General features: G+C 70.9%; 21 protein-coding genes. 10 read left to right on the forward strand and 11 right to left on the reverse strand.

Features of this window, described 5'->3' with window-relative positions; translation table 11 throughout:
- Positions 1–3 precede the first annotated feature (3 nt).
- The 7 genes from AB0959_RS28675 to AB0959_RS28705 all read right to left on the reverse strand — a co-directional run bounded on the left by AB0959_RS28675 (position 4) and on the right by AB0959_RS28705 (position 9,139).
- Positions 4–1,557 carry a Wzz/FepE/Etk N-terminal domain-containing protein gene (locus AB0959_RS28675; protein ID WP_366829495.1) on the reverse strand — a complete coding sequence of 518 codons (1,554 nt, stop codon included), beginning with the start codon at positions 1,555–1,557 and terminating at the stop codon, positions 4–6.
- Positions 1,554–2,930 carry a Wzz/FepE/Etk N-terminal domain-containing protein gene (locus tag AB0959_RS28680; RefSeq protein ID WP_366829496.1) on the reverse strand — a complete coding sequence of 459 codons (1,377 nt, stop codon included), beginning with the start codon at positions 2,928–2,930 and terminating at the stop codon, positions 1,554–1,556. Before AB0959_RS28680 ends, AB0959_RS28675 begins: the two co-directional genes overlap by 4 nt.
- On the reverse strand, positions 2,927–4,192 hold the full coding sequence (locus AB0959_RS28685; protein ID WP_366829497.1) for a glycosyltransferase family 4 protein: 1,266 nt from the start codon (positions 4,190–4,192) through the stop codon (positions 2,927–2,929). The genes AB0959_RS28680 and AB0959_RS28685 overlap by 4 nt, the downstream gene beginning before the upstream one ends.
- Positions 4,182–5,498, reverse strand: a complete 1,317-nt coding sequence (locus AB0959_RS28690) for a nucleotide sugar dehydrogenase (protein ID WP_366829498.1) — start codon at positions 5,496–5,498, stop codon at positions 4,182–4,184. The genes AB0959_RS28685 and AB0959_RS28690 overlap by 11 nt, the downstream gene beginning before the upstream one ends.
- Before the next feature lie 103 nt (positions 5,499–5,601).
- Positions 5,602–7,080: a sugar transferase gene (locus AB0959_RS28695; RefSeq protein ID WP_366829499.1), complete on the reverse strand. Its 1,479-nt coding sequence runs from the start codon at positions 7,078–7,080 to the stop codon at positions 5,602–5,604.
- 946 nt (positions 7,081–8,026) lie between these two features.
- Positions 8,027–8,353 carry a plasmid stabilization protein gene (locus AB0959_RS28700; protein ID WP_366829500.1) on the reverse strand — a complete coding sequence of 109 codons (327 nt, stop codon included), beginning with the start codon at positions 8,351–8,353 and terminating at the stop codon, positions 8,027–8,029.
- A 96-nt stretch (positions 8,354–8,449) separates the two neighbouring features.
- On the reverse strand, positions 8,450–9,139 hold the full coding sequence (locus AB0959_RS28705) for a GAF and ANTAR domain-containing protein (RefSeq protein WP_366829501.1): 690 nt from the start codon (positions 9,137–9,139) through the stop codon (positions 8,450–8,452).
- A 182-nt stretch (positions 9,140–9,321) separates the two neighbouring features.
- On the opposite strand from AB0959_RS28705, the gene AB0959_RS28710 reads away from it, so the two are divergent.
- The 6 genes from AB0959_RS28710 (at position 9,322) to ugpC (ending at position 15,027) form a co-directional block, all read left to right on the forward strand.
- Positions 9,322–9,810 (forward strand): DUF5709 domain-containing protein, encoded by a 489-nt coding sequence (locus tag AB0959_RS28710; protein WP_366829502.1) that lies wholly within the window; start codon positions 9,322–9,324, stop codon positions 9,808–9,810.
- A gap of 191 nt (positions 9,811–10,001) precedes the next feature.
- The gene (locus AB0959_RS28715) at positions 10,002–10,232 is read left to right on the forward strand and encodes a DUF5133 domain-containing protein (protein ID WP_366829503.1); all 231 of its coding nucleotides are present in this window, start codon (positions 10,002–10,004) and stop codon (positions 10,230–10,232) included.
- Between the two features lie 388 nt (positions 10,233–10,620).
- Positions 10,621–11,943 (forward strand): ABC transporter substrate-binding protein, encoded by a 1,323-nt coding sequence (locus AB0959_RS28720; RefSeq protein WP_366829504.1) that lies wholly within the window; start codon positions 10,621–10,623, stop codon positions 11,941–11,943.
- 70 nt (positions 11,944–12,013) lie between these two features.
- Entirely contained in the window at positions 12,014–12,967 is a 954-nt protein-coding gene (locus AB0959_RS28725; RefSeq protein ID WP_366829505.1) for a sugar ABC transporter permease, read from the forward strand.
- Positions 12,967–13,800 (forward strand): carbohydrate ABC transporter permease, encoded by an 834-nt coding sequence (locus AB0959_RS28730; RefSeq protein WP_366829506.1) that lies wholly within the window; start codon positions 12,967–12,969, stop codon positions 13,798–13,800. Before AB0959_RS28725 ends, AB0959_RS28730 begins: the two co-directional genes overlap by 1 nt.
- A 39-nt stretch (positions 13,801–13,839) precedes the next feature.
- Positions 13,840–15,027, forward strand: coding sequence for a sn-glycerol-3-phosphate ABC transporter ATP-binding protein UgpC (gene ugpC, locus AB0959_RS28735; RefSeq protein ID WP_366829507.1), 1,188 nt, complete (start codon positions 13,840–13,842; stop codon positions 15,025–15,027).
- A gap of 39 nt (positions 15,028–15,066) precedes the next feature.
- Here the strand turns inward: ugpC and AB0959_RS28740 are convergent, their stop codons facing one another.
- Genes AB0959_RS28740 through AB0959_RS28750 form a run of 3 tightly spaced genes read right to left on the reverse strand, consistent with a single transcriptional unit; the run spans position 15,067 to position 17,460 of the window.
- On the reverse strand, positions 15,067–15,918 hold the full coding sequence (locus tag AB0959_RS28740) for a PaaX family transcriptional regulator C-terminal domain-containing protein (RefSeq protein ID WP_366829508.1): 852 nt from the start codon (positions 15,916–15,918) through the stop codon (positions 15,067–15,069).
- 52 nt (positions 15,919–15,970) lie between these two features.
- On the reverse strand, positions 15,971–16,111 hold the full coding sequence (locus AB0959_RS28745) for a hypothetical protein (protein ID WP_366829509.1): 141 nt from the start codon (positions 16,109–16,111) through the stop codon (positions 15,971–15,973).
- Entirely contained in the window at positions 16,108–17,460 is a 1,353-nt protein-coding gene (locus tag AB0959_RS28750) for an MFS transporter (protein WP_366829510.1), read from the reverse strand. Before AB0959_RS28750 ends, AB0959_RS28745 begins: the two co-directional genes overlap by 4 nt.
- A 220-nt stretch (positions 17,461–17,680) precedes the next feature.
- Between AB0959_RS28750 and AB0959_RS28755 the strand changes: the two genes are divergently transcribed.
- Complete coding sequence (locus AB0959_RS28755) at positions 17,681–18,436, forward strand: dienelactone hydrolase family protein (RefSeq protein WP_366829511.1); 756 nt, start codon at positions 17,681–17,683, stop codon at positions 18,434–18,436.
- Between the two features lie 52 nt (positions 18,437–18,488).
- Here AB0959_RS28755 and AB0959_RS28760 read toward each other — a convergent pair whose 3' ends face one another.
- The gene (locus AB0959_RS28760; RefSeq protein WP_366829512.1) at positions 18,489–22,610 is read right to left on the reverse strand and encodes a bifunctional nitrate reductase/sulfite reductase flavoprotein subunit alpha; all 4,122 of its coding nucleotides are present in this window, start codon (positions 22,608–22,610) and stop codon (positions 18,489–18,491) included.
- Positions 22,611–22,990: 380 nt separating this feature from the next.
- Between AB0959_RS28760 and AB0959_RS28765 the strand changes: the two genes are divergently transcribed.
- The 3 genes from AB0959_RS28765 to AB0959_RS28775 all read left to right on the forward strand — a co-directional run bounded on the left by AB0959_RS28765 (position 22,991) and on the right by AB0959_RS28775 (position 25,344).
- Entirely contained in the window at positions 22,991–23,386 is a 396-nt protein-coding gene (locus tag AB0959_RS28765; RefSeq protein WP_366829513.1) for a cell division protein SepF, read from the forward strand.
- A 315-nt stretch (positions 23,387–23,701) separates the two neighbouring features.
- Positions 23,702–24,883, forward strand: coding sequence for an ATP-binding protein (locus AB0959_RS28770; RefSeq protein ID WP_366829514.1), 1,182 nt, complete (start codon positions 23,702–23,704; stop codon positions 24,881–24,883).
- 92 nt (positions 24,884–24,975) lie between these two features.
- Positions 24,976–25,344, forward strand: coding sequence for a nucleotide pyrophosphohydrolase (locus AB0959_RS28775; protein WP_366829515.1), 369 nt, complete (start codon positions 24,976–24,978; stop codon positions 25,342–25,344).
- Positions 25,345–25,427 lie beyond the last annotated feature (83 nt).

Here is a 25,427-nt window from a genome sequence, read left to right on the forward strand (position 1 = left end):
GTCCTACCGCACCTCCTGGTCGTTGTCCGGGACCCGTGCGGCCCACCTCGGCAGCTCCTCCGTCAGCCGACGGCCCTCCCCCACTGCCTGAACGGCGTGGGAGGTACCCCCACCCTTCTGCCGGGCCGGCCGCTCGCTCCGGCCACGCAGCGCGGTGTGCAGCCCGTTCCACAGCGTGCCGTCGGTCCGGTCACGCGGATCGGGGTCGATCAGCACCACACCGATCACCGGAATGCGCTGGTCCGCGAGCTGCCGCGCCACGGTGTGCAGCCATGCGGCGCTGCCGTGCCCGGCACGCACCACGAGCACCGTCCGAGTGCCGAGGTACTGAAGGTCGGTCCACGCCGTGCCCGGCGCCACCGAGCCGACGCCGAGCCGGCGCTCCTGGTGCGACACGGCCGCGGCCTGCTCACCGGTGACCACGGACGGGTCCCCCGGCTTCGGGCGGAGGCCGGCGAGCTGCCCGCCGGGCAGACCGTCGACGATGACCACCGGCCCCTCCGCCGCCAGTGCCCTGGCGAGGTCCAGGGCGATCACGCTCGTGTTGCGCGCGCAGCCCAGTTCCAGCAGTGACACGGGTTCCGCGGAGCCGCGCACGGTGCGGGCCAGGGACGTGGTGAGTCTTGTCCGTGCCTCCCGGACCCGGCGGCGCTGCCATCGCCCGGCCGGCCGGTGGGGCAGCTCCGCGATGACCGAGGCGCCGAGGTTCGCGGCGATCTCCCGGCGCAGCACGGGACGGTCCGCCACCACAGCGCCGACCGCGGCCACCGCGAGCCCGAGGAAGAGCCCGAGGAAGAGCCCGATCGCGGCGTTGGTGGCGGCGGCCTTGGGCAGGGAGCCGCGCACCACGTACGGGGCGTCCACGATCTGTGTGCCGGCGACGAGCCGGGGCGTGCCGATCCTCGCCTCCCCGGCGCGCTGGCTGAAATCGGAGATCTGCGAGGTGAGTTCGGCCCGGCGGGCGTAGAGCGACTCCAGGTCCGCCGACGACGTCGGCCCGCTCACCTGCGTTCCGTCTCCGATGGCCTTGTTGACCTGGGCCAGTTGGCCCTTCAGCTGGTCACGCTGGTTGAGCAGGGCCTTGGCCTCGGCGTCCGCGGCCTGCTGTATGCGCCTCACATGGTCCGCGACGAACGCATCGGCCAACGCCTTGGCGCGGGCCACCGCTTCCGTGTCGCTGTCACCGGTCACGGTGATCTGCAGCACGTTGTTGGTCAAACCGATGCCGCTGTAGTCCTTCATGAAGTCCTCGGCTTTTTCCTGGGACTTCAGGGACTTCAGGGCCTTGTCGGCGATCCGTGTGGTCTGCAGCAGCGCGACATCGGTGCGGATCAGCGTTCCGGGGTCGTTCGGCTGGTCCTCCTCATGTGAGACCAGCACCTTGGTCACCGCGGTCGGCGGCTGCGGGAGCAGGAACGCCACCGCCGCGCCGACGAGCAGCCCCAGCAGCGCGAGGGAGCACCAGAGGCGGCGCCGCCTGCGCACCGCCGCGACCAGGGCCTGCAGATCAAGCAGCGGAGTGGCGGCCGACGACTCCGCGGTCGTACTCGTCGTCACCCTCTGACTCCCGTCGCGTCGTCCCGTTCGCCGTCGAAGCCCGCGAGCGCCGGTACGGCGGTGTCCCGAGGGTGGTCGGCCGACCGCGTCGCACGGACCGGGCCGGCGAGGACGATGCCGACGACCGCGTGCTTGGCGTCCGCACACGCCTCGGCGATGCCGGCGAGCTCCCCCGCGGTCCAGCTGCCGGCGCTGAGCACGACCAGGGCACCGGACTCGAAGCCGCGGTCCGGCACCATCGGCCGGGACACCGGGACCGCCACCGCTCGCAGGCGCGGATCGCTCCCGGCCTCGACGACGAGCTGCCCGGCGGCCCGGCGGGCGATCTCGTCACCCTCGGGGAAGACGACCAGCAGCCGCCGCGGGGCAGACGGCTGGTCCCGGAGACGGGAGCACACCCGCCGGTAGCGGATCTGCCTGCTGGCCTCGTCGCCGGACGTCTGCGGGGTCGGGAGGTCCCACCGGACGTCCAGGCCCAGCAGCCGGCGGATCCAGGCCCCCGGGCCACTGCCTTCCGGCCGGTGCGTGGGCCGTTCAACGGGTACGTCGACCGTGCCCAGCAGCGCCGAGCCCAGCGCCGCGGTGATCTCCCCTTCACCGCGCAGCCGACGGCTCATCCGCGCGGCGGTGAGATGGCCGATGACCGCGAACAGGAAGAACAGCAGCGCTCCGCCGGCGATGAGCTGCGTCCTCGTCGGCGGAGCCTCGCCGGTCGGCCGGGCCGCCGACCCCATGACGACCAGGTTCTTCGCCTCGTTCTCGGCCGGATCGGCCTGCTCCAGCGCGTTGATGGCCTCCAGCAGCGCGGTGCGCAGCTTCTCCAACTCGGTGCGGGTCTGCACGCTCTCCACGGTCTGCCCCGGATCGGCCGCGTCCGCGAGCTTGCTGATGCGGCGGCTGGTGTCCTTCACCGATTTCTGAAGCGCGGCGAGCTGCCCCGCCGCTTCAGGGTCGGCGCTGTCGTTCGCGATCCGCGTGGCGTAGGAGACGAACTCCTTGGCCAGCTGGTCGGAGAGCCGCTGTGCGCGCTCCGGGGTGTCGGCCGTGCCGGAGATCTTGATGATGTTCCCGTCGGTGGCCTTGGCGCTGACATGATCCCGCAGGTCGCTGCCGCTCACCCCGGTCCAGCCGAGCCTGGCGGCCGCGCGGTCGACCACCACCGAACTGGTCGCCACCTCCGTCTGGGTCAGCAACTCGCGCTCCTCCCACGTCCCCGGCAGCAGCACCGATGCCGAGGTCGTGTAGCGCGGCGGAAACAGCAGGGAGGCGCCGTAGCCGACGAGCGCACCCACCACGGCGACGACGGCGAGCAGCCGCCAGCGCCGACGGAAAATCCGCCCGATCGTGACCAGGCGAATGGCGTCTTCGTTCAACTGCGCTGCCTCTTCCCTGCCCGGTCCGGGGCGCCTGCCGACACCGGAGGGTTGTCACGGCAGGCAGCGGCGTAGGCGGCGAGCAGCGACGCCTGCGAGTTCCGCCAGGAGAGCGGTCCGCTGATCCGCTCCTGGCCGATCTTGCCCATCCGGGCCCGCTTCTCCGGATCGTCCAGCAGCAGCGCGACGAGCCCCGCGAACTCGGCCTCGTCGTTGGCGGGCGCGTAGACGGCGGCGTCACCGGCGGAGACGCGCGCCTCCTTCAGGTCGAACGAGACGATCGGCCGGCCCATCGCCATGTACTCCAGGACCTTGTTCATGGTCGACACGTCGTTGAGCGGATTGCGCGGGTCGGGGGAGAGGCACACGTCCGCGGTGGACAGGTAGCGCACCAGGTCGGCGTCCGGGATGCGCCCGGTGAACTGCACCTGCTCGGAGAGACCGAGCCGCCCCGACAGCTCCACCATCGCGTCGAAGGCGTCGCCGGCGCCGACGAACACCGCGTGCCAGTCGGTCCGCCCGAGCTCGTCGCGCAGCTTCGCGAGGGCACGCAGGGCGTAGTCGACGCCGTCCTGAGGGCCCATCACGCCGAGGTAGCACAGCAGATGAGGCTTGCCGCGCTTCAACTCCGGCTCGGGCGGCACCGGTTGGAACCGTTCGATCTGGGGCGCACTGCGCACCACGAACACGTCCTCCGGACGCTTGCCGCCACGGCTCACCGCGACGTCCCGGTAGCTCTCGTTCGTGGCGAGCACGATGTCCGCGGCCCGGTAGGTCCGCCGTTCCAGCGCGCACACACCGCGATAGAGCAGGTCCTCGCCGCGGTCGAACCGGGAGAGGTACAGCTCGGGCACCAGGTCGTGCTGGTCGAAGACGAACCGCGCGCCGCGCCGCTTCAGCCACAGTGCCGGCAGGAACAGCAGGTCGGGCGGGTTGCAGGCGTGGACCACGTCGACCGGTCCGACCTTGCGGGCCAGCCGGAGCGTGTGCCACAACGCCGTTCCGTACTCCCGCAGGTAGCCGGCCGGACCTCCGGTGGCCGCGCGCAACGGGTAGCGGTGGATCCGTACCCCGTCGATCACCGCCTCCGGCTCGGTGTCCCGCTTCTCTCCCCGGGGGCAGATGACGTGCACCTCCCAGCCCGCGTCGCGCAGCGTCGTGCACTCCTGCCACACGCGCCGGTCGAACGGCACCGACAGGTTCTCCACCAGGATCAGCGCGCGCCGGTTCGTTCCTTCGCCGCTGGTCGTGTTACCAAGCAAGGCCCATGTACCCCGGTTCGGTCCGGCGCGTCTCGGCGTCGGGAAGGCGGATGAGGTCGACGATCACCGGGCCGTCCCCGTGAGGCAGGGACGACAGCACGGCCGGATCCTTGCTCCCGACCAGGCACACCTCGGCGTGTTCGAGTACCTCGTCGACGGAGTCCGCGAGCAGCTGCGCGAGGTGCGGCAGCCGGTTCTCGATGTACTCGCGGTTCGCGCCGAGCAGCCGGGAGAGGCTCACGTTGGCGTCGTAGATCTTGAGGTCGTACCCCTTGCCGTAGAGCCTCTCCGCCAGCTCGACGAGCGGGCTCTCGCGGAGGTCGTCGGTGCCGGGTTTGAAGGACAGACCGAACAGCCCCACCCGGCGCTTGCCGGTGCGCTCGACCATTTCCACGGCGCGCTGCAGATGGTCGGCGTTTGAGGGCAGCACATGGGCGAGGATGGGCACCGAGATGTCGGCCCGCTGCGCCGCGTGGACCAGGCTGCGCAGGTCCTTGGGCAGGCAGGAGCCGCCGAAGGCGAAGCCGGGCCGCAGATAGGCGGGGCTGATGTTCAGCTTGCGGTCGGCCAGGAACACGTCCATCACCTGGTGCGAGTCCACCCCGAGCGCATGGCACACCGCGCCCAGCTCGTTCGCGAAGCCGATCTTGAGGCCGTGGAACGCGTTGTCCGCGTACTTGATGGCCTCGGCCGTCGGGACCGGCACCCGGAACACCTCGCCGGGCAGGCCCTCGTACAGCGCCATCACCGCGTCGCCGCTCGCCGGGTCGAGCTCGCCGATGACGGTCTTGGGCGGGTCGAAGAAGTCCCGCACGCTCGTGCCCTCGCGCAGGAACTCCGGGTTGACGGCGACTCCGACGTCCACCCCGGCCGTGCCGCCGACGTACTTCTCCAGGATCGGCACCAGCAGGTTCAGGCAGGTGCCCGGGAGCATGGTGCTGCGGAACACGACGGTGTGCCGCCCGCCCCGCTCGGCGAGCGCGGCGCCGATCTCCTCGGTGACCCGCTCCAAGTACGTGGTGCACAGGCTGCCGTTGGGCTCCGAGGGCGTGCCCACGCAGATCAGCGACACCTCGCTGTCCATGATCGCCTCGCGGACGTCGCCGGTGGCGCGCAACGCTCCGGTCCGTACGACCTCGGCGATGAGCTCGCCGATCCGCTCCTCGACCACCGGGGCCTTGCCGTCGTTGACCAGGTCGACCTTCACCTGGTTGACGTCCACCCCGATGACCTCGTGACCCATGCTGGCCAGGCACGCGGCCGACACGCAGCCCACGTAGCCGAGCCCGAAAACGCTGACTCTCATGACCCGTTCCTCCCCCCAGGCAGGCCCTTGTGGCCTGCGGTCCCCCCGAGCAGGCCCTCGCGGCCTGCGGTCCGCGCGCCGGCCGGACGGCCACCCCCGCGCATCAGTAGGCCCCCTGCCCGTAGACCACCGCACGCAGCGTCTTCCACAAGATCACTGTGTCCAGGGCGAGCGACCAGTCCTCCACGTACCGCAGGTCCAGCCGGACCGCTTCCTCCCACGACAGGTCGCTGCGTCCGCTGATCTGCCACAGGCCGGTGAGACCGGGCTTGACCAGCAGCCGCCGCCGGATGTCCGGGCCGTACGCGGCGGACTCCTCCGGCAGCGGAGGCCGCGGACCGACGAGCGACATCGATCCGCTGAGCACGTTGAAAAGCTGCGGGAGTTCGTCGATCGAGTAGCGGCGCAGCACCGCTCCCACCCGGGTCACCCGCGGATCCCGGCGAAGCTTGAACAGCAGGCCGGCGCCCTCGTTGAGGTCGGCCAGCTCGGCACGTGCCCGGTCGGCCCCGGCGACCATGGTGCGGAACTTGAGAATGGTGAACTCGCGACCGTCCTTGCCGACCCTGCGCTGGCGGTAGAACGCCCCGCCCCGGCTGTCCGCCATCACGAGCAGCGCGACGAACACCATCAGCGGCGCGAACAGCAACAGCAGAATCGTTGCGCCTATGCGATCGACGACCGCTTTGACCGCCCGGCGACTCCCGGTGAAGGTCGGCATGCTGACCCGCAGCAGCGGGATCCCGAGCACCGCGTCGACGTGCAGCCGCGGGCCGGCCACCTCCATCAGCACGGGGGCCACGACCATCTCGGCGTCGGTACCTTCGAGGTTCCAGGCCAGCCGCTGCAGCCGGTCCGGTGACCAGTGCGGGTCCGGTGTGACCGCGACGACACGGTAGCCGTCGCCGTGGACGTGCTTGGCGACGTCCGTCAGTTGGCCGACGATCGGCACGCCGTCCAGCAGGTCACCGTCGACCCCGGGACCCTCCGTCGTGCACACCGCGTCCACCCGCCAGCCGAGGTGCGGGAACTTGCGGGTCCGGGTGATCAGGTCGTGCACGGTGGCCGTGCTCCCGGCAGCGAGCACCGGTCTCAGGCACCGGCCTTCCTTGCGCTGTTTGTGCAGCCGGAGGCGCAGCAGATACCGCGCCGTCATGGTGACGAGCGCGATCGCGGGGATCGCGACGAAGATCCAGAGCTTGATGTTGCGCGAGGTGAGGGCGATCCCGCCGAGCGCCAGTACGACGGTCGCCGCGAACAGTGAGCGTCCGAGTCTTCGGAATTCCTCGGCGCCCTGGCCGAGCACGGCCGGAGCCCACGACCGGCTCACCGCGAGCGTCCCCAGCACCAGCAACTCGGTGCCGAAGGCGAGGATTCCCCACTTCTCATGCCAGTTGGCCGCGTCCCGGGCCCCGAAGAAGTTGCCGATCGCCGCCACCACGCAGGCGGTGGCCACGGTATCGCTGGTGATCACGGCACGGCGGTACCGCTGCTCCCAGGCGATCGTAGGTTGGCTGATTGCTCCGTTCGCCAGACGCTCGCGCGCCGACGGAAACGGGCTGACTACTCCCCCTTGCCGCACAGAACCCCCCAAGGTCCCCAGTGGTTCGACGTATTCGCCCAACACTGATTCGCCCCCCGGGAGGCCCCCGCCCCCCGGCACTGTTCCTCCCCGCGGGCCCCCGCCCCCCGCGCCGTGCTGTTCCTCCCCGTGAGAGGCCCCCGCCTCCCGCGCATGACATCCCGGCTATTTCAGAGCTATTTGAACAACCCACCCCGGCGACAGCAGACTCCCTTGTCCTGCCATCCCCCCGAGGCGCGCGGAACCCGTCGAAAACTCGGGTGCTCCCCGCACCCAAGGCTCCCCCTTGGACTCCAAGAATCGATCACCCTCAGGTCCGGCACCTGGGACACGACTGCTGGCGTCCCGCAACGTCGGACCTATAGATCATTAGCGGTCGCCTCGTGTCCGAAGGGCTGAAGCACGGTCAATCTAGACCATCGGGGCCAGTGTGTAGAGGGGATGTGTGTGATTTGTGGTCAAGCTTTGATGTTGGATCGACCGATCAGTGACCGCGCACGGACGCCTTTGCGCCACCGCGCACTCCAGCAGCTCACCAGGCCCCCGCACGCGGCCTCTGCGCGGTAGCGATTCGGTGAGCTGCAACGGGCCTTCTGCGGGGGCCAGTTCGGCAATAGCTCCCGTGTTCGTGCACTACGGCGTGCCGCTGTGGGTCCCGAGGAGGGTGGGGCGATCCGGACAAGGGGCTCGCGTACCCGGGCGGCGTCCCGTTTGTCGCGGGACAGGACCCGCCTGGGCGAGGCCAGCGCCTTCGCGAGCGTGGCGCCCAGCGGAGGCGGACCCGCCGTGGCCGGCGACCGAGTACGCGCCGGCCTGCGGGCCCGGCGCGAGCGACCGTCAGCGAGGAGGAACCCATGAGCACGGTGAAGGACGCGGTGGAGGTCGAGGTTCCTCGCTGCCGATGGGGGCGAGCCCGTCCGGCCGACCTGCCGTCGGACCGGCCGGGTCAGCGGCCGAGCGCCTTCTGCAGCTGCCGCTTGTTCATGGAGGAACGGCCCTCGATGTCGCGCTTCTTCGCCTCCTCGTACAGCTGGTCCCTGGTGGGACCCGCGGCGCCGCTGTGGGAGCGCTCGCCGCCGCGCTGGGACGCGGACTTGGGGTCGCGCGTCGAGGTCCTGCTCGCGGTGCGGGACTCACCGGAGCGGGCCCGCTGCTTGTTCACCGTGCGCGCGGCGATCTTCTTCGCCCGGCCGGTGGACTCGCCCCGCTGCTCGGCGCTCTCCTTCACGTGCTCGTACTGCCGCTCGCGCTTTCGGCTCGATCCTGCGGGCATGGCGGAACTCCTCTCTCAAGCTCCTCTCTCAAGCGCTCCCGCGAGTACCCTGTCCTCCCGGCGCGAACCGCACCGCGGGTCCCGTCCGGCCGTTCGTCACGAGAGGCCGCCCTTCTCGCAGACCTGGCGGGCGACCTCACGGAGCTTGACGTTGTTCTCCTGCGAGAACTGGCGCAGTACGCCGAACGCCTCCTCCTCGGTGAGGCGGTGGCTGCCCATGAGGATGCCCATGGCCTCGCCGATGACGTGGCGGGTGGCGACGGCCTGCTCCATCTGTGCGTGGGTGCGGGCACTGGAGAAGGCCACCGCGGCATGCGAGGCCAGCAGCCAGCCGGCCATCTCGCTGGCCTCGGTGAAGGCACCGGGATTGCTGGAGTACAGGTTGAGCGCACCGAGGTTCTCGTCCTCGGTGAACAGCAGGAAGCCCATCATGCTGCCCACGCCCAGAGTGCGGGCCTGCGGGGCGTAGGCGGGCCAGCGCGGTTGCTCCAGGGTGAGGTCCGAGATCCGGAACACACGTCCTTCCAGAGAGCCGCGGGCGGCGTCGAAGCACGGCCCTTCTCCCAGGCGCTCCTGCAACTGGTCACTGGCGACGACCAACTGGTCCGTGGGGGCGAGCGACTCCACCTTCCTGTCGTGCAGCACGAGGATGCCGGCCGCGTCGCAGCCCTCTACCAGCTCGGTCGCCGAGGCGGTGATCCTTCGCAGCGTGCCATCGACCGATTCCTGAGCCAGCAGGTCCCGCGCCATCGACGCCATCTGCTGTGCGAACCGAGCCCAGTCCATACCGTCCCTCCGCGTCTCGCCGCTGTCCGAGCAAACCGTCTACCCAGCCTTCCCCGAGGGACCACGGATCCCAACGTCGTCGTGGACGGACCGCCACGCCCCTGCCGCGCCAGGTATCACGCGCCGGGTACTCGGTACTCCCCACGGGAAGCACCGACCGATCACCGACCGAGGAGGCGGAGATGAGCGAGGAGAACATGGCGGACGACGCCTACCAGCCCACCGGTGACAACGAGGAGCAGGAGGACGCCGCCCCGCTGGATCTCCAGGACGCCGTGGACGAGCGCACCTACGACGAGATGCTGGACGAGGGGTACTCCCCGCCGGAGAAGCCGCTGGGCGTCACCAAGACGGGCACCACGGCGGCCGAGCAGCACGAGGGCGAGTCCCTCGACGAGAGGCTGCGGCAGGAGGTCCCCGACGTCGAGGCGCCGATCGGGGACGGCACGGGCGACCTGCCCGGCGGCGAGGGTGAACCACGTGACCCGGAGGCCGGCACGGACCGCTCGGGCCGCCTCGTGGCCCCGGACGAGGGCACGCGCACGGACACCACCAAGGAACTCGTGGCCGACGACCAGGGCATCGACGGCGGAGCGGCAGGCGCCGAGGAGGCCGCCGTCCACGTGGTGCCGGACGACCAGCTGCCGTCGGCGGACGAGCGCGGGGAATGAGCGAGGAATGAGCGGGGAGTGACAGGTCGGCGCCGGTTTGAGCCCCCGCGGCGAGGGCATTCGGCCCGGCGGGTGCTTGGGACCACAGGCCCACCGCGGGAGCGGTCGATCATCGGCCGGCCGACCTCTGGTGCGCGCCGTCCAGCGCCCTCCCGCGGCTGTCCGACCACCGTGTGACGGGAGAAGCGTCCATGCTCATGGCCCACCCGGCCGTCCTCGCCGAGCTGCTCGAGCAGTACAGGACCCTGCACGCCCTCCACGCCGAGGACGGCAGCGACCAGGCACGTCAGCGCCTGGACGACATCGCCTACACCCTGTGCATCGCCACCGGCACTCGCGACATAGACGCCGCGCTGATCGCCGCCCGTCACCGGCTCCCCGGAGCCCGCCCCGAGGACGACTCCCTCGCGGCCGGCGCCTGACACCCCTGCCGCCGCCCACGGCCCGCCGCTGGAGCGCGGCGGGCCGTGGGCGTACGGAATACGCGCCACTCCTGACACGCGCTGAGCCGCACCGGGTTCGAGGATGTGCTCGAAGGGGCGGTCGAAGCGCGGGTGCCGGTGGGCGACCTTCTGCTGCCGGCGCATCGGCCGCACAAGATCGTCGGAGTACCCCTTCACGCGACGGTCAATCAGGGACAGAAGGTTCCGCCAGGTGATTCCATACGATATGTGCTTGATGTTGCTCTATGCGGTGTTTAGCGTTCGCGGGGAGAGAAGCGCTGCGAGGCCCGAGTGAGGTCCGAGTCCTGTCCCGAGCCACCGTCCCGAATGACCCGAGCCACCGTCCCGGAAGCGAGGTGTGGAGCCCGTGCACGCGAGGTACGGCTGCCGGCCGGTTTCGGGCAGGGGTTCGGGTGGGCGAAGGCGCCCCACGCGGACGCGATGGCTGCGGGCGTTCGCCGTACTGCCGCTGCTCGCGGTGGGGCTCGCCGCGTGCGGTGGCGGCGAGGGCGGCGGCCGGCCCACCCTGAACTGGTACAACTTCCCCGACGACTCCGGTGCGCTGCAGAAGGCGGCCGACCGCTGCAGCAAGGCGTCGGGCGGCCGCTACAAGATCAGCTACAACAAACTCCCGCGCGCCGCCGACGGCCAGCGCCAGCAGATGGTCCGCAGGCTCGCCGCCAAGGACGACTCGCTCGACATCCTCGGCCTGGACGTCACCTGGGCGGCGGAGTTCGCCGAGGCACGCTGGATCCGGGAATGGACGGGGACGGCGAAGCAGCAGGCCGTCCAGGGCACCCTGCGCGTACCGCTGCAGACGTCGACCTGGAAGAACAAGCTGTACGCCGTCCCGTACAACACCAACACCCAGCTCCTGTGGTACCGCCAGGACCTCGTGCCCACCCCGCCCACGACGTGGGCCGAGATGACGGCCATGGCCCGTGCCCTCGCCCGGCAGGGCAAACCGCACTACGTGGAGGTCCAGGGCGGCCAGTACGAAGGCCTGACCGTCTGGTTCAACACGCTGATCAACAGCGCCGGCGGCTCCATCCTCAACGCGAACGCGACCGCGCCCTCCCTCGGCCCGCCCGCCGTGCGAGCCGCCCAGGTCATGCGTGACCTGGCGAACTCCCCGGCCGCGGACCCTTCCCTGTCCAACCAGATGGAGGACCAGAACCGTCTCGCCATGGAGTCGGGGGTGGCCGCGTTCGAGCTGAACTACCCGTTCGTCTATCCGTCGATGCAGGCGAACAACCCGAAGTTGTTCAAGAGCTTCCGCTGGGCCCCGTACCCCCGGGTCGACCCGGGCCGCCCGTCGCGGCCCACCATCGGCGGCATCGACCTGGCCGTGAGCGCCTACTCGCGCCATCCCGACCTGGCCTTCGAGGCGGCCCTGTGCCTGCGCGACCGGGAGAACCAGCTCACCGCCGCGGTCCAGGGCGGACTGCCGCCCACCCTGCGCGACCTGTACGACGACCCGGCGCTCATCAAGGCCTACCCGTTCGCCAAGGAGGTGCTGGCCGCACTGGAGTCGGCGAGCGTGCGCCCGCTCACTCCGGCGTACCAGAACATCTCGATCGCCATCTCGCACACGCTGTCCCCGCCGTCCGGGATCAAGCCGGTGAGCGCGGTCGACACCATCAGGGACCAGATCGACCAGGCTCTGCGATCCGAGGGCGTGATCCCGTGAACCACCACCTCCCGCACCATCCCGCCCGTCGGCGCCCCCGCGTGCGGGTCACCTCGCCGGGCGGTCCGAGATGAGCATGCAGGCGGAACCCGCCGGAGCCCCGACGCCCCCGGAGGCGGAGCAGACACGGAAGGGACGGGCGGCGGTCTCGGCGGGCGCGCGCCAGGAGCGGCGGCTCGGCTGGCTGTTGTGCGCACCGGCCGTCGTCGTCATGCTCGCCGTGACCGCGTACCCCATCGGGTACGCCGTCTCCCTCTCCCTCCAGCGGTACGACCTGCGCTTCCCGGCGCAGGCGAAGTGGGTGGGCCTGAGCAACTACGGGGCCGTGCTGTCCTCCCCGTACTGGTGGAACGCCTTCTGGGTCACGGTGTTCATCACCGTCGTGTCGGTCGCCATCGAACTGGCCCTCGGCATGGCGATCGCCCTGGTGATGCACCGGGCGATCTTCGGACGCGGCACGGTGCGCACCATGGTCCTCATCCCCTACGGCATCGTCACCGTCGTCGCCGCCTTCTCCTGGCAGTACGCCTGGACGCCCGACCTCGGATACCTGGCCGAGCTGCTGCCCAGCGGAACGGCGCCGCTGACCGAGCAGTGGCCCGCCCTGTGGATCATCGTCCTCGCCGAGGTCTGGAAGACGACGCCGTTCATGGCCCTGCTGCTGCTCGCGGGCCTCGCCCTGGTCCCCGAGGAGACCCTGAAGGCGGCCATGGTGGACGGCGCCACCGCCTGGCAGCGCTTCACCAAGGTCATGATCCCGCTGATGAAGCCGGCCATCCTGGTGGCCCTGCTCTTCCGCACGCTGGACGCGTTCCGGATCTTCGACAACATCTACATCCTGACCGCGGGCGCCCAGGACACCGGCTCGGTCTCGATCCTCGGCTACGACAACCTGTTCACCGCGCTGAACCTCGGCATCGGCTCTGCCGTCTCGGTCCTGATCTTCATCTGTGTCGGGATCATCGCCTTCGCCTTCGTCAAACTGTTCGGCGCGGCCGCACCCGGCGCGGAGGTGAAGCGCTGATGGCCGCCGCAGGGAAGACGCACGCCGTCCGGTGGACCGTCATCAACGTGGTGGTGATCCTGTACGCCCTGTTCCCCGTGTGGTGGATCGCCGCGCTGTCGTTCAAGGACCCCAGCACCCTCACCGACGGCAACTACATCCCCAGGAAGTGGACCTGGGCGAACTACCGCGGCATCTTCGACACCTCCGAGTTCACCCGCGCGCTCATCAACTCGATCGGCATCGCCCTGATCGCGACGGCGATCGCGGTGGTGCTGGGCACCATGGCCGCCTACGCGGTGGCCAGGCTCCGCTTCCCCGGCAAGCAGGTGCTCATCGGCATGTCCCTGCTGATCGCCATGTTCCCGCCGATCTCCCTGGTGTCACCGCTGTTCAACATCGAGCGGAACATCGGGATCTTCGACACCTGGATCGGGCTGATCATCCCGTACATGACCTTCTCGCTGCCGCTGGCGATCTACACGCTGTCGGCGTTCTTCCGGGAGATCCCCTGGGACCTGGAGAAGGCCGCCAAGGTCGACGGGGCCACGCCCGCGCAGGCGTTCCGGATGGTCATCGTGCCGCTGGCCGCGCCGGGCGTGTTCACCACGGCCATCCTCGTGTTCATCTTCTGCTGGAACGACTTCCTGTTCGCGATCTCGCTGACCTCCACCGAGGCCGCGCGCACCGTGCCCGCCGCGATCGCCTTCTTCACCGGCAGTTCCCAGTTCCAGCAGCCCACCGGATCGATCGCCGCGGCCGCCGTGGTCATCACCGTTCCGATCATCGTGTTCGTTCTGCTCTTCCAGCGACGCATCGTCGCCGGACTGACCTCCGGGGCGGTCAAGGGATGACCCGGCCCGGACGGCACGCAAGGCAAGGAGGCGCCACCCATGGCCGAGATCATCCTTGAGGGAGTCAGCAAGCGTTTTCCCGACGGGGCCCTCGCCGTGAAGGACGTGGACCTCGACATCGCCGACGGCGAGTTCGTGATCCTGGTCGGCCCGTCCGGATGCGGGAAGTCGACCACTCTGAACATGATCGCCGGACTTGAGGACATCACCGAGGGGACCCTGCGCATCGGGGACCGGGTCGTCAACGACCTCGCTCCCAAGGAACGCGACGTCGCCATGGTCTTCCAGAGCTATGCCCTGTACCCGCACATGAACGTCCGGGAGAACATGGGCTTTCCGCTGCGGCTGGCCAAGGTCGACAAGAACACCGTCAACGCCAAGGTGGAGGAGGCCGCCCGGGTCCTCGACCTGACGGAACACCTGGACCGCAAGCCCTCGCAGCTCTCGGGCGGCCAGCGCCAGCGCGTGGCCATGGGGCGGGCGATCGTCCGTGACCCCAAGGCGTTCCTGATGGACGAGCCGCTGTCCAACCTCGACGCCAAGCTCCGGGTGCAGATGCGCACCCAGATCTCCCGGTTGCAGCGGCGCCTCGGCACGACCACCGTGTACGTCACCCACGACCAGACCGAGGCGATGACGCTCGGCGACCGTGTCGTGGTCATGCGCCAGGGCCTGGTCCAGCAGATCGGCACGCCCGCCGAGCTGTACGACTCCCCGCGCAACATCTTCGTCGCGGGCTTCATCGGCTCCCCGGCGATGAACTTCCTCAACGCCACCCTGCAGGACGGGACCCTGCGCTCCTCCCTGGGCGACCTGCCCCTCGACGACCGTACGAGGCAGGCGCTCGAGCGGCAGAACGCGCCCCGTGAGGTCATCGTCGGGCTGCGACCGGAGGCGTTCGAGGACGTGGCCCTGTCGCACGAACGGGACCGGACGAGCCCGGTGCTCATCGCCACCGTCGAGGTCCTGGAGTCGCTGGGCTCCGACGTGTACGTCTACTTCACCGCGGAGGGCGGGCCCGCGACGACCACCGAACTGGAGGAGCTCCGTACGGAATCGGGGATGCGTGACACCGGGGGCGACGCCCATCACATCGTGGCCCGCCTGGACGCCGCCACCCGGGCCCGCGAGGGCGAGCCCGTGGAGCTGCGGGTCGACATGGCCAAGGCCCACGTCTTCGACCCGGCGACCGGAGCGAACCTCACGCATCCGCTGAGCGGGAACTGAGGGCCCACCCGGCGGCCGCCACCGGCGACTGGCTACCGGTTACCGCGCCGGGACGGTCTGAAGCAGTTCGCGGGCCATCCGCCGTGCGGGTGCCTCGGTCTGCTCCGCGACGCGCCGGAAGGTGTCCTGCGCGGGGCGGGCCGGCCAGTCGCGAGGGAGGTGGAGGGCCGGGAGCCTGGGGTCGGCGCGGATGGTCCACAGCCATTCGCTGACCAGCCGCAGCCGGGTACCGATCGGGTCGTCCCCGGATCCGGCGTCCAGATGCGCGGTCCAGCGCTTGTCGAAGGTGACGTAACGGGCGGCGATACTCTCCAGGTCCCAGGTGTCGCGGATCATCAGCCCGATGTCGGTGGACTCGTCGGCCCTGGAGTGGAAGATCTTGACGTGGTCGCGGAGCCCGAGTTCGGAGACGACATCGGCGACGTCGACCCGTCCCGGGGCGATCCACAGCCCGCTGTACAGCGCGCCGAACCCGGACCAGGTGAGCCGCGAGCGCAGGTCGTGGCGCTGGCGCTTCCAGGAGTCGGGGAGGGAGAAGCCCAGCAGCGTCCAGCCGCCGTCCCAGTCGTCGTTGACGGCGCCCTGCCGCCAGATCCGGGTCCGGCCGTCCTCAAGGACGCGGGTCGCCTGCGGGGTCAGGCCGAAGTGCATTCGGCGCCCCTCGCGGCGGCGCCGCAGCAGGCCGCGGTTGACCATGCGGGTCAGCGTGGAGCGTACGGCCTGCTCACCGACCCCGACGCGGCCGAGAACGTCGATGATGCTGCCGGAGTAGACGCACAGGTCCCCCTCATCCAGGACGTGGTTGCCGAAGAAGGTGAGCATGAGCGACTGCGGGCGGGGCTGGGGGCCGTCAGCGGTGTCCGGGGTGTCCAGGATGTCGTCGATCTCCACGGCGGTAAGCCTACGGCCGCCCGCCGGCCACGCGGCGGGCAGCCGTACGGCGTCACTGGTCGTCGGCGGGATGGGCAAGGTCGTCGGGCCGCAGGTACGGGGTGGGCCGGTAGGTGGTGTAGCGGGCGGGACCGGACTGGCGGACCGCGGTGTGGGGGCGGGCGCGGGTGCTGGCGCTGGCGCGGGGCGTCATGCGGAGATCTCTGCCGTCGGCGCGGTGGCCGGGCGTTCGGCGCTGTCGGTCAGGGAGGACCGGCTGGTCTCGCGCACGAACAGGACGGTCAGCGCGGTGATGAGGGAGCCCCCGCACACCAGCAGGGCGACGGGAGTGCCGCCCCCGCTCCCGGCCACCAGACTGCCGGCGATCATCGGGGAGAAGCCGGCGCCGATGAGGGTGGCGCCCTGGTAGCCGAGGGAGGCGCCGGTGTAGCGGACCCGGGTGCCGAACATCTCGGTGAGCAGGGCGCCCAGCGGCCCGTACATCGTGGACTGGGCGATGCCGTGGCCGAGGACGACCGCGAGGATCAGCAGTCCGGGCGACTTGGAGTCGACGAGCGCGAGGACGGGGAAGGCGAGCGCGGCCGAGGCGAGGGCTCCGGCGAGGACGACCGGGCGGCGGCCGATCCGGTCGGAGAGCGCGGAGGCACAGGGCAGTACGACGAGGGCGACGCAGGCGGAGACGGTCAGCGCGGTCAGCACCTGCGGGCGTGCGTAGCCGATACCGGTGGCGTACGCGATCATGTAGCTGGTCAGCAGGGACTGCGCGGTGAAGGCACCGATGCCCACGCAGCAGGCCAGCAGCAGCGGGCGCGGGCGGCGCAGGACGTCGATGATCGGCAGCCGGGACTCGGCGCGGTCCTTCTTCACCTCGGCGAAGAGCGGGCTCTCGACGACCTTGAGCCGGACGAAGAGCCCGACGCCCAACAGGACGACGCTGAGCAGGAACGGCACGCGCCAGCCCCAGGCGGCGAACTCGTCCTTGGGCATCGCGACCACGAACGTGACGACGAGCGAGGAGAGCAGGGAGCCGAGCGGTGCTCCCATCTGCGTGAAGCTGGACCACAGGCCGCGGCGCCGTTCACCGGCGTGCTCGACGACCATGAGGGTGGCGCCGCCCCATTCACCGCCGATGGCGATGCCCTGGACGACGCGCAGGGTGATGAGCAGGACGGGCGCCCAGACGCCGATCGTGTCGTAGGTGGGCAGCAGGCCGATGAGGAAGCTGGCGCCACCCATCAGGCCCATGGTGAGCAGCAGCATGGACTTGCGGCCGAGCCGGTCGCCGAAGTGCCCGAAGACGATGCCGCCGAGCGGCCGGGCGACGTAGCCGGCGGCGAACGTGCCGAAGGCGGCGATGGTGCCGACGGCGGGATCGGCGCCGGGGAAGAACAGTTCGCCGAAGACGAGCGCGGCGACGGTTCCGTAGACGAGGAAGTCGTAGAACTCCACGGCGGTTCCGAGCAGCCCGGAGAGGGCGACCCGGCGCAGTTGCCGACTCTGGTCGGGGGCGGTGGACGGTGATGCGACGGGGGACGGGGGCATCGCGGTCTCCCTTGACCGGGGGAAGGACACCGTGAACTTAGGCGCCTCAATGACCATCGTCAAGAAAGTGCACAACATTATCTCGGGGGAAACGCAGCCTCCAGGTAGGCACTTGAGACCTCAAAGAAACTGCTGCAGATTACAAGCAACTGTTAGGGTGCGCCCCGTCTCCGACCCGCCCCAGCGCCCGAGCGCCCAAGGAAAGAGAGGGCAAGCGCCCATGACCACCGTGCGCGGAACCTCCGTTGACATCCCCACCCCGGACGGCACGGCCGACGCCTACCTCGCCTCCCCCGACGACAACTCCCCGCACCCGGCGGTGCTGTTCTACATGGACGCCTTCGGACTGCGGCCCCACCTGCGCAAGATGGCCGACCGCCTCGCCGAGGCCGGCTACACCGTGCTGGTCCCCAACGTGTTCTACCGCCACGGCCCGGCACCCGTGTTCGACCTGCCCGACTTCATCGACCCCCAGGAACGCCCGGGCCTCTGGGAGCAGATCGCCCCGGTTCTGCAGTCGCTCACACCCGAGTTGGTGACGCGCGACGCCGGTGCCTACCTCGACTGGCTGGCCGCCCGTCCCGAGGCCGCCGACGGACCGGTCGGCACCACCGGGTACTGCATGGGCACCCGCCTCGCCCTGCGCACCGCCGCGGCCCACCCCGAGCGGGTGGCGGCCGCGGCCGGCTTCCACGGCGGAGGCCTGGCGACCGACGACCCCGACAGCCCGCACCTGCTGGCGGGCAGCATCACCGCCGAGCTCTACTTCGGCCACGCCGACCAGGACCACTCCCTGCCGCCCGAGCAGATCGAACGCCTCGACAAGGCGCTCACCGACGCCGGCGTCCGTCACCGCGCCGAGGTGTACACCGGCGCGCGGCACGGTTACACCCAGGCCGACACCGCCATGTACGACGCCGAGGCGACCGAACGCCACTGGGAGGCCCTGCTGTCGCTCCTGGGCCGCACCCTGTGACCGTTCTGAGCGGCACGCCCTGAGTCCGGGCGGCGGCGAGCGGCCCGTGCGATCAGTACACGTCCCGCACGTACCGCTTGTCCGCCGCCAGTTGCTTCACGTACGCGGCGGCCTCGCCCTCGCTCATCCCGCCGTGCGTGACCGCGATGTCCCGCAGCGCCCGGTCCACGTCCTTGGCCATGCGGGAGGCGTCACCGCACACGGAGAAGCGGGCACCGTCCTGGAGCCAGTGCCACAGTTCGGGGCCGTGCTCGCGCATCCGGTCCTGCACATAGACCTTGGCGCGCTGGTCGCGGGAGAACGCGGTGTCGAGCCGGGCGAGGGTGCCGTCCTGAAGGAAACCCGTCAGCTCGTCCTCGTAGTAGAAGTCCGTCGCCCGGTGCTGTTCGCCGAAGAACAGCCAGTTCGGCGCCCGGTGGCCGAGCGCGCGGCGCTCCTGGAGGAAGCCGATGAAGGGCGCCACCCCGGTGCCGGGACCGACCATGATCATGGGGGTCGAGGAGTCGGCCGGAGGCCGGAAGTGCGGGGAGCGCTGCACGAAGACCGGGACCTCCATGTCCGGGTCGCCGTCCGCGAGGAAGGGCGAGCAGACCCCGCCGCGCGGGTGGCCGCGCAGGTTCTCGTACCGCACGACCGACACCGTCAGCGCGATCCGGTGCGGGTCGACGAGCGGGCTGGACGAGATGGAGTACTGGCGGGGCTGGAGCCGTTTGAAGACGCCGGCCCACTCCTGCGCGGAGGCACGCACGGCGTACTCCGCGACCACGTCCACGGCCTGCCGTCCCCAGGACCACTGGGCGAACCCGTCCTTGTTGTCCGGACGCAGCAGTTTCTTCAACTCGCGGTTGTCGCGGGCGCGTTCGGAGGCGAACCGGAGCAGGTCGGAGGTGATCCGCGTGATGTCGAGGTGCCGGTGCAGCGCCTCGGCGAAGGGAACCTCGCCGGCTCCGTTCACCCGCACGGCCACCGAGCCGTCCAGGCCGGTCACCGCCAGCCATTCCGCCACGAGGCCGAGGGAGTTGACCGGCCGCACGCCGAGCGCGTCACCCGCCTCGTACGTCAGCGGCGTACCGCTCGTGTCGAGGGTGAACCGGCGCACCTCCTTGCCCGCGCCGGGCAGGCTGAGCAGCCGGTTGCCGACCAGGCGGGCGGTGGCGGGCTCGGGCTTGGCGGACCGCACGGGCGGGGGAGCCGGGAGAGCGGGGGGAGCCGGGGAAGCCTCGGTCGTCGTGCCCAGAGCGGTGAGCACCTGGTCGAACCAGGCGTCCGCCGACGGCTCGTAGTCCGGTTCGCAGTCCGTACGGGGCGCGAGGCGCACCCCGCCCAGCTCGTCCAGCCGCGCGTCCAGCCGCCGTCCGTGGCCGCAGAAGTCGTCGTACGAGGAGTCCCCGAAGGCCAGCACGGCGTAGCGCACCCCGTCCAGGCGCGGCGCCTCCTGGCCGGAGAGGACGTCCCAGAAGCCAGAGCCGTTGTCGGGGGCGTCCCCGTCGCCGAAGGTGCTGGTGATCAGCAACAGGTCCGCGGAGCCGGGGAGTTGCCCCGGATTGGCGTCGTCCATGCCGAGGAGCCGGGCCCGGTGCCCGATGGCGGTCAGCCGCTCGGCGGCGGCCACCGCGAACTCCTCGGCGTTGCCGGTCTGCGAGGCCCACAGCACGACGACCTCCCGCCCGACGGGCTCGGCGGCGGGAGCGGCCGGGGGCGCGGACGCCGACCTGGAGTACATCCCGGCGAGGACACCGTTGACCCACAGCGCGTGCTCGGGGCTGAAGGGAGCGTCCGGCGGCAGAACGGGAACCCCCGGGACACCCGGGCCGAGCCCGGCGAGGAAGCCGGTGAGGTACTGGCGTTCCTGCGCGGAGAGGACGGGCGGAGGGGAGGGTTCGAGCCCGAGAGCGGCCAGTTCTGCCCGACCGGGGCCCGGCATCTCAGCCCCTCCGGCGTTTGAGGACGAGCCCGTAAGGGCGACACGGGGGTCTGGGGGCGGCGCCCCCAGAGAGGATGGGACGGGTAGGGGCGGCGGGGGCGAGGAAACCTTGGCCAACCCCACCGCACACACCTTCAACTCCGGCTGGAACGACAGCGGATCCACCGCGTCACTCGTCACCGCGTTGATGCTCAAGTACTCCCCGAACAGGTCGTTCCAGTGGAACGGCGCGAACACGCACCCCCGCCGCACCCGATCCGTCACCACGGCGGGCAGCACGGCCCGCCCCCGCCGCGAGGCGACCTCGACGGAGTCGCCGTCCTCGATCCCCAGCTCGGCCGCGTCCCGCGGATGCACCTCCACGAACGGCCCCGGGTTGAGCCTGTTGAGCTTGGCGACCCGGCCCGTCTTCGTCAGCGTGTGCCACTGGTGCTGGAGCCGCCCGGTGTTGAGCACGAACGGGAAGTCGTCGTCCGGCATCTCGGCGGGCTCCATGTGCGGTCGCGCGTGGAACACGGCCCGTCCGCTCGCCGTGGGGAACACCGGGGCACCGCTCTCCACGTACCGGATCGGGTTGCGGTCCGGCCCGTCCTCCGTGGGGGCCGGCCACTGCACGGACGTCGAGCGCAGCCGCTCGTACGTCACCCCGCGCAGGTCCCACCCGGTCTTCGGGTTCCAGGCCTGCTTGATCTCCTCGAAGACCTGCTCGGCGCTGTCGTACGAGAAGCCCTTCTCGTAGCCCATCTCCCGGGCGACCGCCGCGATCAGCCGCCAGTCGGCCGTGGCCTCGCCGGGCGGGTCGGCGGCCGGCCGGGCGAGCGTGAGGTTGCGCTCGCTGTTGATGAGGACGCCCTCGGTCTCGGTCCACATCGCGGCCGGGAGGACGACATCGGCGTACGCGTTCGTCTCCGTGTCGGCGAACACGTCCTGCGTGACGACGAACTCGGCGGCCTCCAGGCCCTCGATCACGGTCTTCCGGTTGGCCACCGAGGCGACGGGGTTGGTGCAGATGATCCAGCAGGCCTTGATCTCGCCGTCCGCCATCTTCCGGAACATCTCGACGGTGCCCTGCCCGACCCCGTCCTTGCGCAGGGTCTCGGGCGCCAGCCCCCACAGCTCCTCGACGAACGCCCGCTCCTCGTCGACGAGTACGGACCGCTGACCCGGCAACCCCGGCCCCATGTAGCCCATCTCACGCCCGCCCATGGCGTTGGGCTGGCCGGTGAGCGAGAACGGTCCGCTGCCGGGCCGGCAGATGGCACCGGTCGCCAGGTGCAGATTGACCAGGGCGTTGGTGTTCCAGGTGCCGTGGGTGGACTGGTTGAGGCCCATGGTCCAGCAACTGGTCCACTCGCCCGCCTCACCGATGAGCCGGGCGGCCGCCCGTATGTCCTCTTCCGGTAGCCCCGTGATCGCGGCGACGGAGTCCGGCGCGTAGTCGTCGAGGAACCCGGGCATCGCCTCCCAGCCCTCGGTGTGCGCGGCGATGAAGTCGGGGTCGGTGTGCCCGTTCTCGTGCAGCAGGTGCAGCAGACCGTTGAGGAGGGCGAGGTCGGTGCCGGGCCGGACCGGCAGATACAGATCGGCCTTCTCGGCGGTCGCGGTGCGCCGCGGGTCGACGACGATCAGCTTGGCGCCCGCCTTCACCCGCTCCATCATCCGCAGGAAGAGGATCGGGTGGCAGTCGGCCATGTTGGAGCCGATGACCAGGAACAGGTCCGCCTTGTCGAGGTCCTGGTACGAGCCGGGCGGCCCGTCGGCGCCGAGCGACAGCTTGTAGCCCGTCCCCGCGCTCGCCATGCACAGCCGGGAGTTGGACTCGATCTGGTTCGTCCGCACGAAGCCCTTGGCGAGCTTGTTCGCCAGGTACTGGGCCTCCAGGCTCATCTGCCCGGAGACGTAGAGGGCGACGGCGTCGGGACCGTGCTCGTCGATGATCGCGCGCAGCCGCCGTGCGGTTTCGGCCACGGCGTCGTGCACCGGCGCGGGGACCGGCTCGTCGCCGCGGTCGTCCCGGACCAGCGCGGTGGTCAGCCGCCCCGACGCGGCCAGCATGTCGGCCGTGGTCGCGCCCTTGGTGCACAGCCGGCCGAAGTTCGCGGGGTGGGACTTGTCCCCGGAGGCCTTCAGGACCGTACGTCGTCCGTCCGGGCCCATGCCGATGTCCAGGACCATGCCGCACCCGACACCGCAGTACGAGCACACGGTCCGCACCTGCTGGGTGGCGCTCTGCGGGCCCTGCACGGCCACGGCGGCCCCTTCCTGTTCGGCGGCTGAGCGGTCCGATCGGTCGGATCGGTGTGCTCGATCGGTGTGCTCGATCGGTGTGCGGATCGGTGTGCCGGATCGGTGTCGGTGGTGGATACGGATCCCGGCCCCCGATCGTTGTCCGGCTCGTTGTCCGGCGTGGTCGAGCGTACGAATTGCCCGTTACGCCGATGTCACATGACCTGATCATGAGGGGTTACATGGGCCACACAGTGACCGTGCGGGGACTGTGAGGGATCGAAGAGTGACGTATTCCGGCCGTTGTGCGCTTGAGGACGTAGCGGTCCGTGTCGCGGTTGAGCCGAACGGGTGACCATGCGTAAGAATTGGCTGGTGCAGACTTTGAGTGCGAGCCAGGGGGAGTGCCGGTGAACAGCCACGACGTCACCGACGAACAGTGGGAAGGGCTCGCCCAGGTCGTGCCGTTGCGTGGCCGGGACGCATGGCCGTCCCAGGTCGGCCACCGCTCGATACCCGAGGCCGAGACGGAGGCACGGCGCCGATTCGTGGTGCTGCGGGTCAACGTCTTCGCCGACGCCCGTGACGTCGCCGAAAGGCTGATGGCGGGCGTCCCGGTGCTGCTCGACCTCTCGGGTGCCGAGACCGAGGTCGCCAAGCGGGTCCTGGACTTCAGCACGGGCGTTGTGTTCGGCCTGGCGAGCGGAATGCACCGAGTCGACCGCAACGTGTTCCTTCTCACACCCCCGGGCACGGAGGTACGCGGCCTCATGGAGGGCGCCGGAATCCCGGGGGTCTAGCGCGACGGTCCGCGGCTTTTGAGGGGGCGCGGGGAACGGGGCGTTCTTAGGGCGTGGGCAACGGCGCGGCTTTTTAAGGGGCGCGGTGCTGTTTCGATATGCGGCTCCGCCGCGTGGGCGCGACCAGCCACCCTCAACCCGCAGCCAACAACCCACTCACCCCACCCTCCCCGGGGGTATGGGGGCGCAGCCCCCAGGGATGGGACGGGTAGGGGCGGCGGGGGCGGAAAGAGCCCCGGCACGCGCTCCCCCGATCGTAGGAAGGTCCCAGGGCTGGAACGGTTCGCCCACCCACCCCGTGACTACCGTCCGTACATGACCGCCCCGCCCACGTCACCACCCGCTGTCACATCTCCCGCCCCTCCGCCGGAGGCACCCGCACGCCCACAGCGCCCCAGTGTCACCGAGCTGCGCCTCTCCGCCTTCGCCGGCCACCGGAACACCGTGTTCCCGCTCGCCTCGGTGACCCTGTTCGCCGGACGCAGCGGCAGCGGCAAGTCCACGGCCCTCCGGGCCTACGAGGCGCTGGCCCGGCTGGGCGGCGGGGCCGAGCTGGGAGAGGTGTTCCCGGACCCGGTCGCGTGCGTGCCGGAGCGGGCCCGGCCCGACGCCAGGCAGCGGCGCGGCTTCCGCATCGGCTGCACGGCCGACGGCCCCGAGGGACCCGTACGGCTCGACGTCGCCGTGCAGGCCGAGCCCGAACTGCGCATCGTGGGCGAGCGGTTGACGTCGGGCGGGCAGATCCTGCTGGAGACGGCCCTGCGGGACCCGAGCCGCCCCGTCGTCCAGGCGGCCTGGCACACGGCGGGCTCGGCGCCGGTGACCCGCGGCCCGCTCCCCGACGACCGCCTGGGTACCGCTCTGCTGCCTCTTCGCGTCGCCGGCAAGACCGACGGCCAGCGCCGCGTGCTCGCCGCCGCCGAGCAGACCGTGGTCGCCCTGCGGTCCGTGTTCGCCTGCGATCCGCGGCCGGAAGCCATGCGGGCGGCGGTGCGCCCCGGAGCGGGCCGGCTGCTGCGCGGCTGCGGCAACCTCGCCGAGGTGCTGTGGCGCACGCGCACGGAGTGCGGGCGGCGGCACGTTCAGCTCGTCGCGGCGGCCCACGCCGGGTGCGCGGGCCCGGTCGCGGATGTGCTGGCGGAGCCATTGGGGGACGGTACGGTACGGGCGCTGCTGGATCGGGGCGACGGGGTACGGACACCGCTCGGGCTGCTGGGGGACGGGGAACTGAGATATCTGGCGCTGGCCCTGGTGCTGATGACCGGACCCGGCGTCCTGGAGGTCGACCCAGTGGGCGAGGTGCCCGCGGCGTTCCAGGCGCTGACCGTCCTCGCCGACGGCTTCGACCGCGCCCTCGACGCACGGCAGGTGGGAGAGCTGGCCCGGCTCGCGGTACGCATGGGTGCGCGTGGGCACATCCGGCTGGTGGGCGCGGTGACCGACGCGTCGTGGGCCACGGGGGTGGTGGGGGCGACCGTGGTGAACATGAACGCGTGAGGTGTGCTCCGGAAGCGGCGCGGGGTGATCCGGAAGCGGCGCGGGGTGATCCGGGAGCAGCGCGGGGTGATCCGGGAGCCGCGCGGGGTCGGATGATAGACCTGGATCTCGTGAACGAACTGGATGTGGCAGGTCTGCAGCGGCGGCTCGCCGAGTTCGCGGCCGCTCGCGACTGGCAGCAGTACCACACCCCCAAGAACCTCGCCGCCGCGCTGAGCGTCGAGGCGTCCGAACTCGTCGAGATCTTCCAGTGGCTGACGCCGGAGGAGTCGGCGCGCGTGATGGACGACGCCGGCACCGCCCACCGTGTCACCGACGAAGTCGCCGACGTGCTGGCGTACTTGCTCCAGCTCTGCGAGGTGCTCGGCATCGACGCGCTGGCCGCGCTGGACGCGAAGATCACCCGCAACGAGCGGAGGTTTCCCCGACCGGGGGAGTCGCGGACCGGCGAGGCGCCCTGAGCGGTTCTTCGGGCTCTCCCGACGGCTCCCGTGGGGGGGAGGAACCGATTCCATCAGGAACCTATCAATCCGTTTGTCACTCT

Origin of the sequence: Streptomyces sp. NPDC046862, assembly GCF_040704615.1 — a bacterium.
GTDB lineage: Bacteria > Actinomycetota > Actinomycetes > Streptomycetales > Streptomycetaceae > Streptomyces.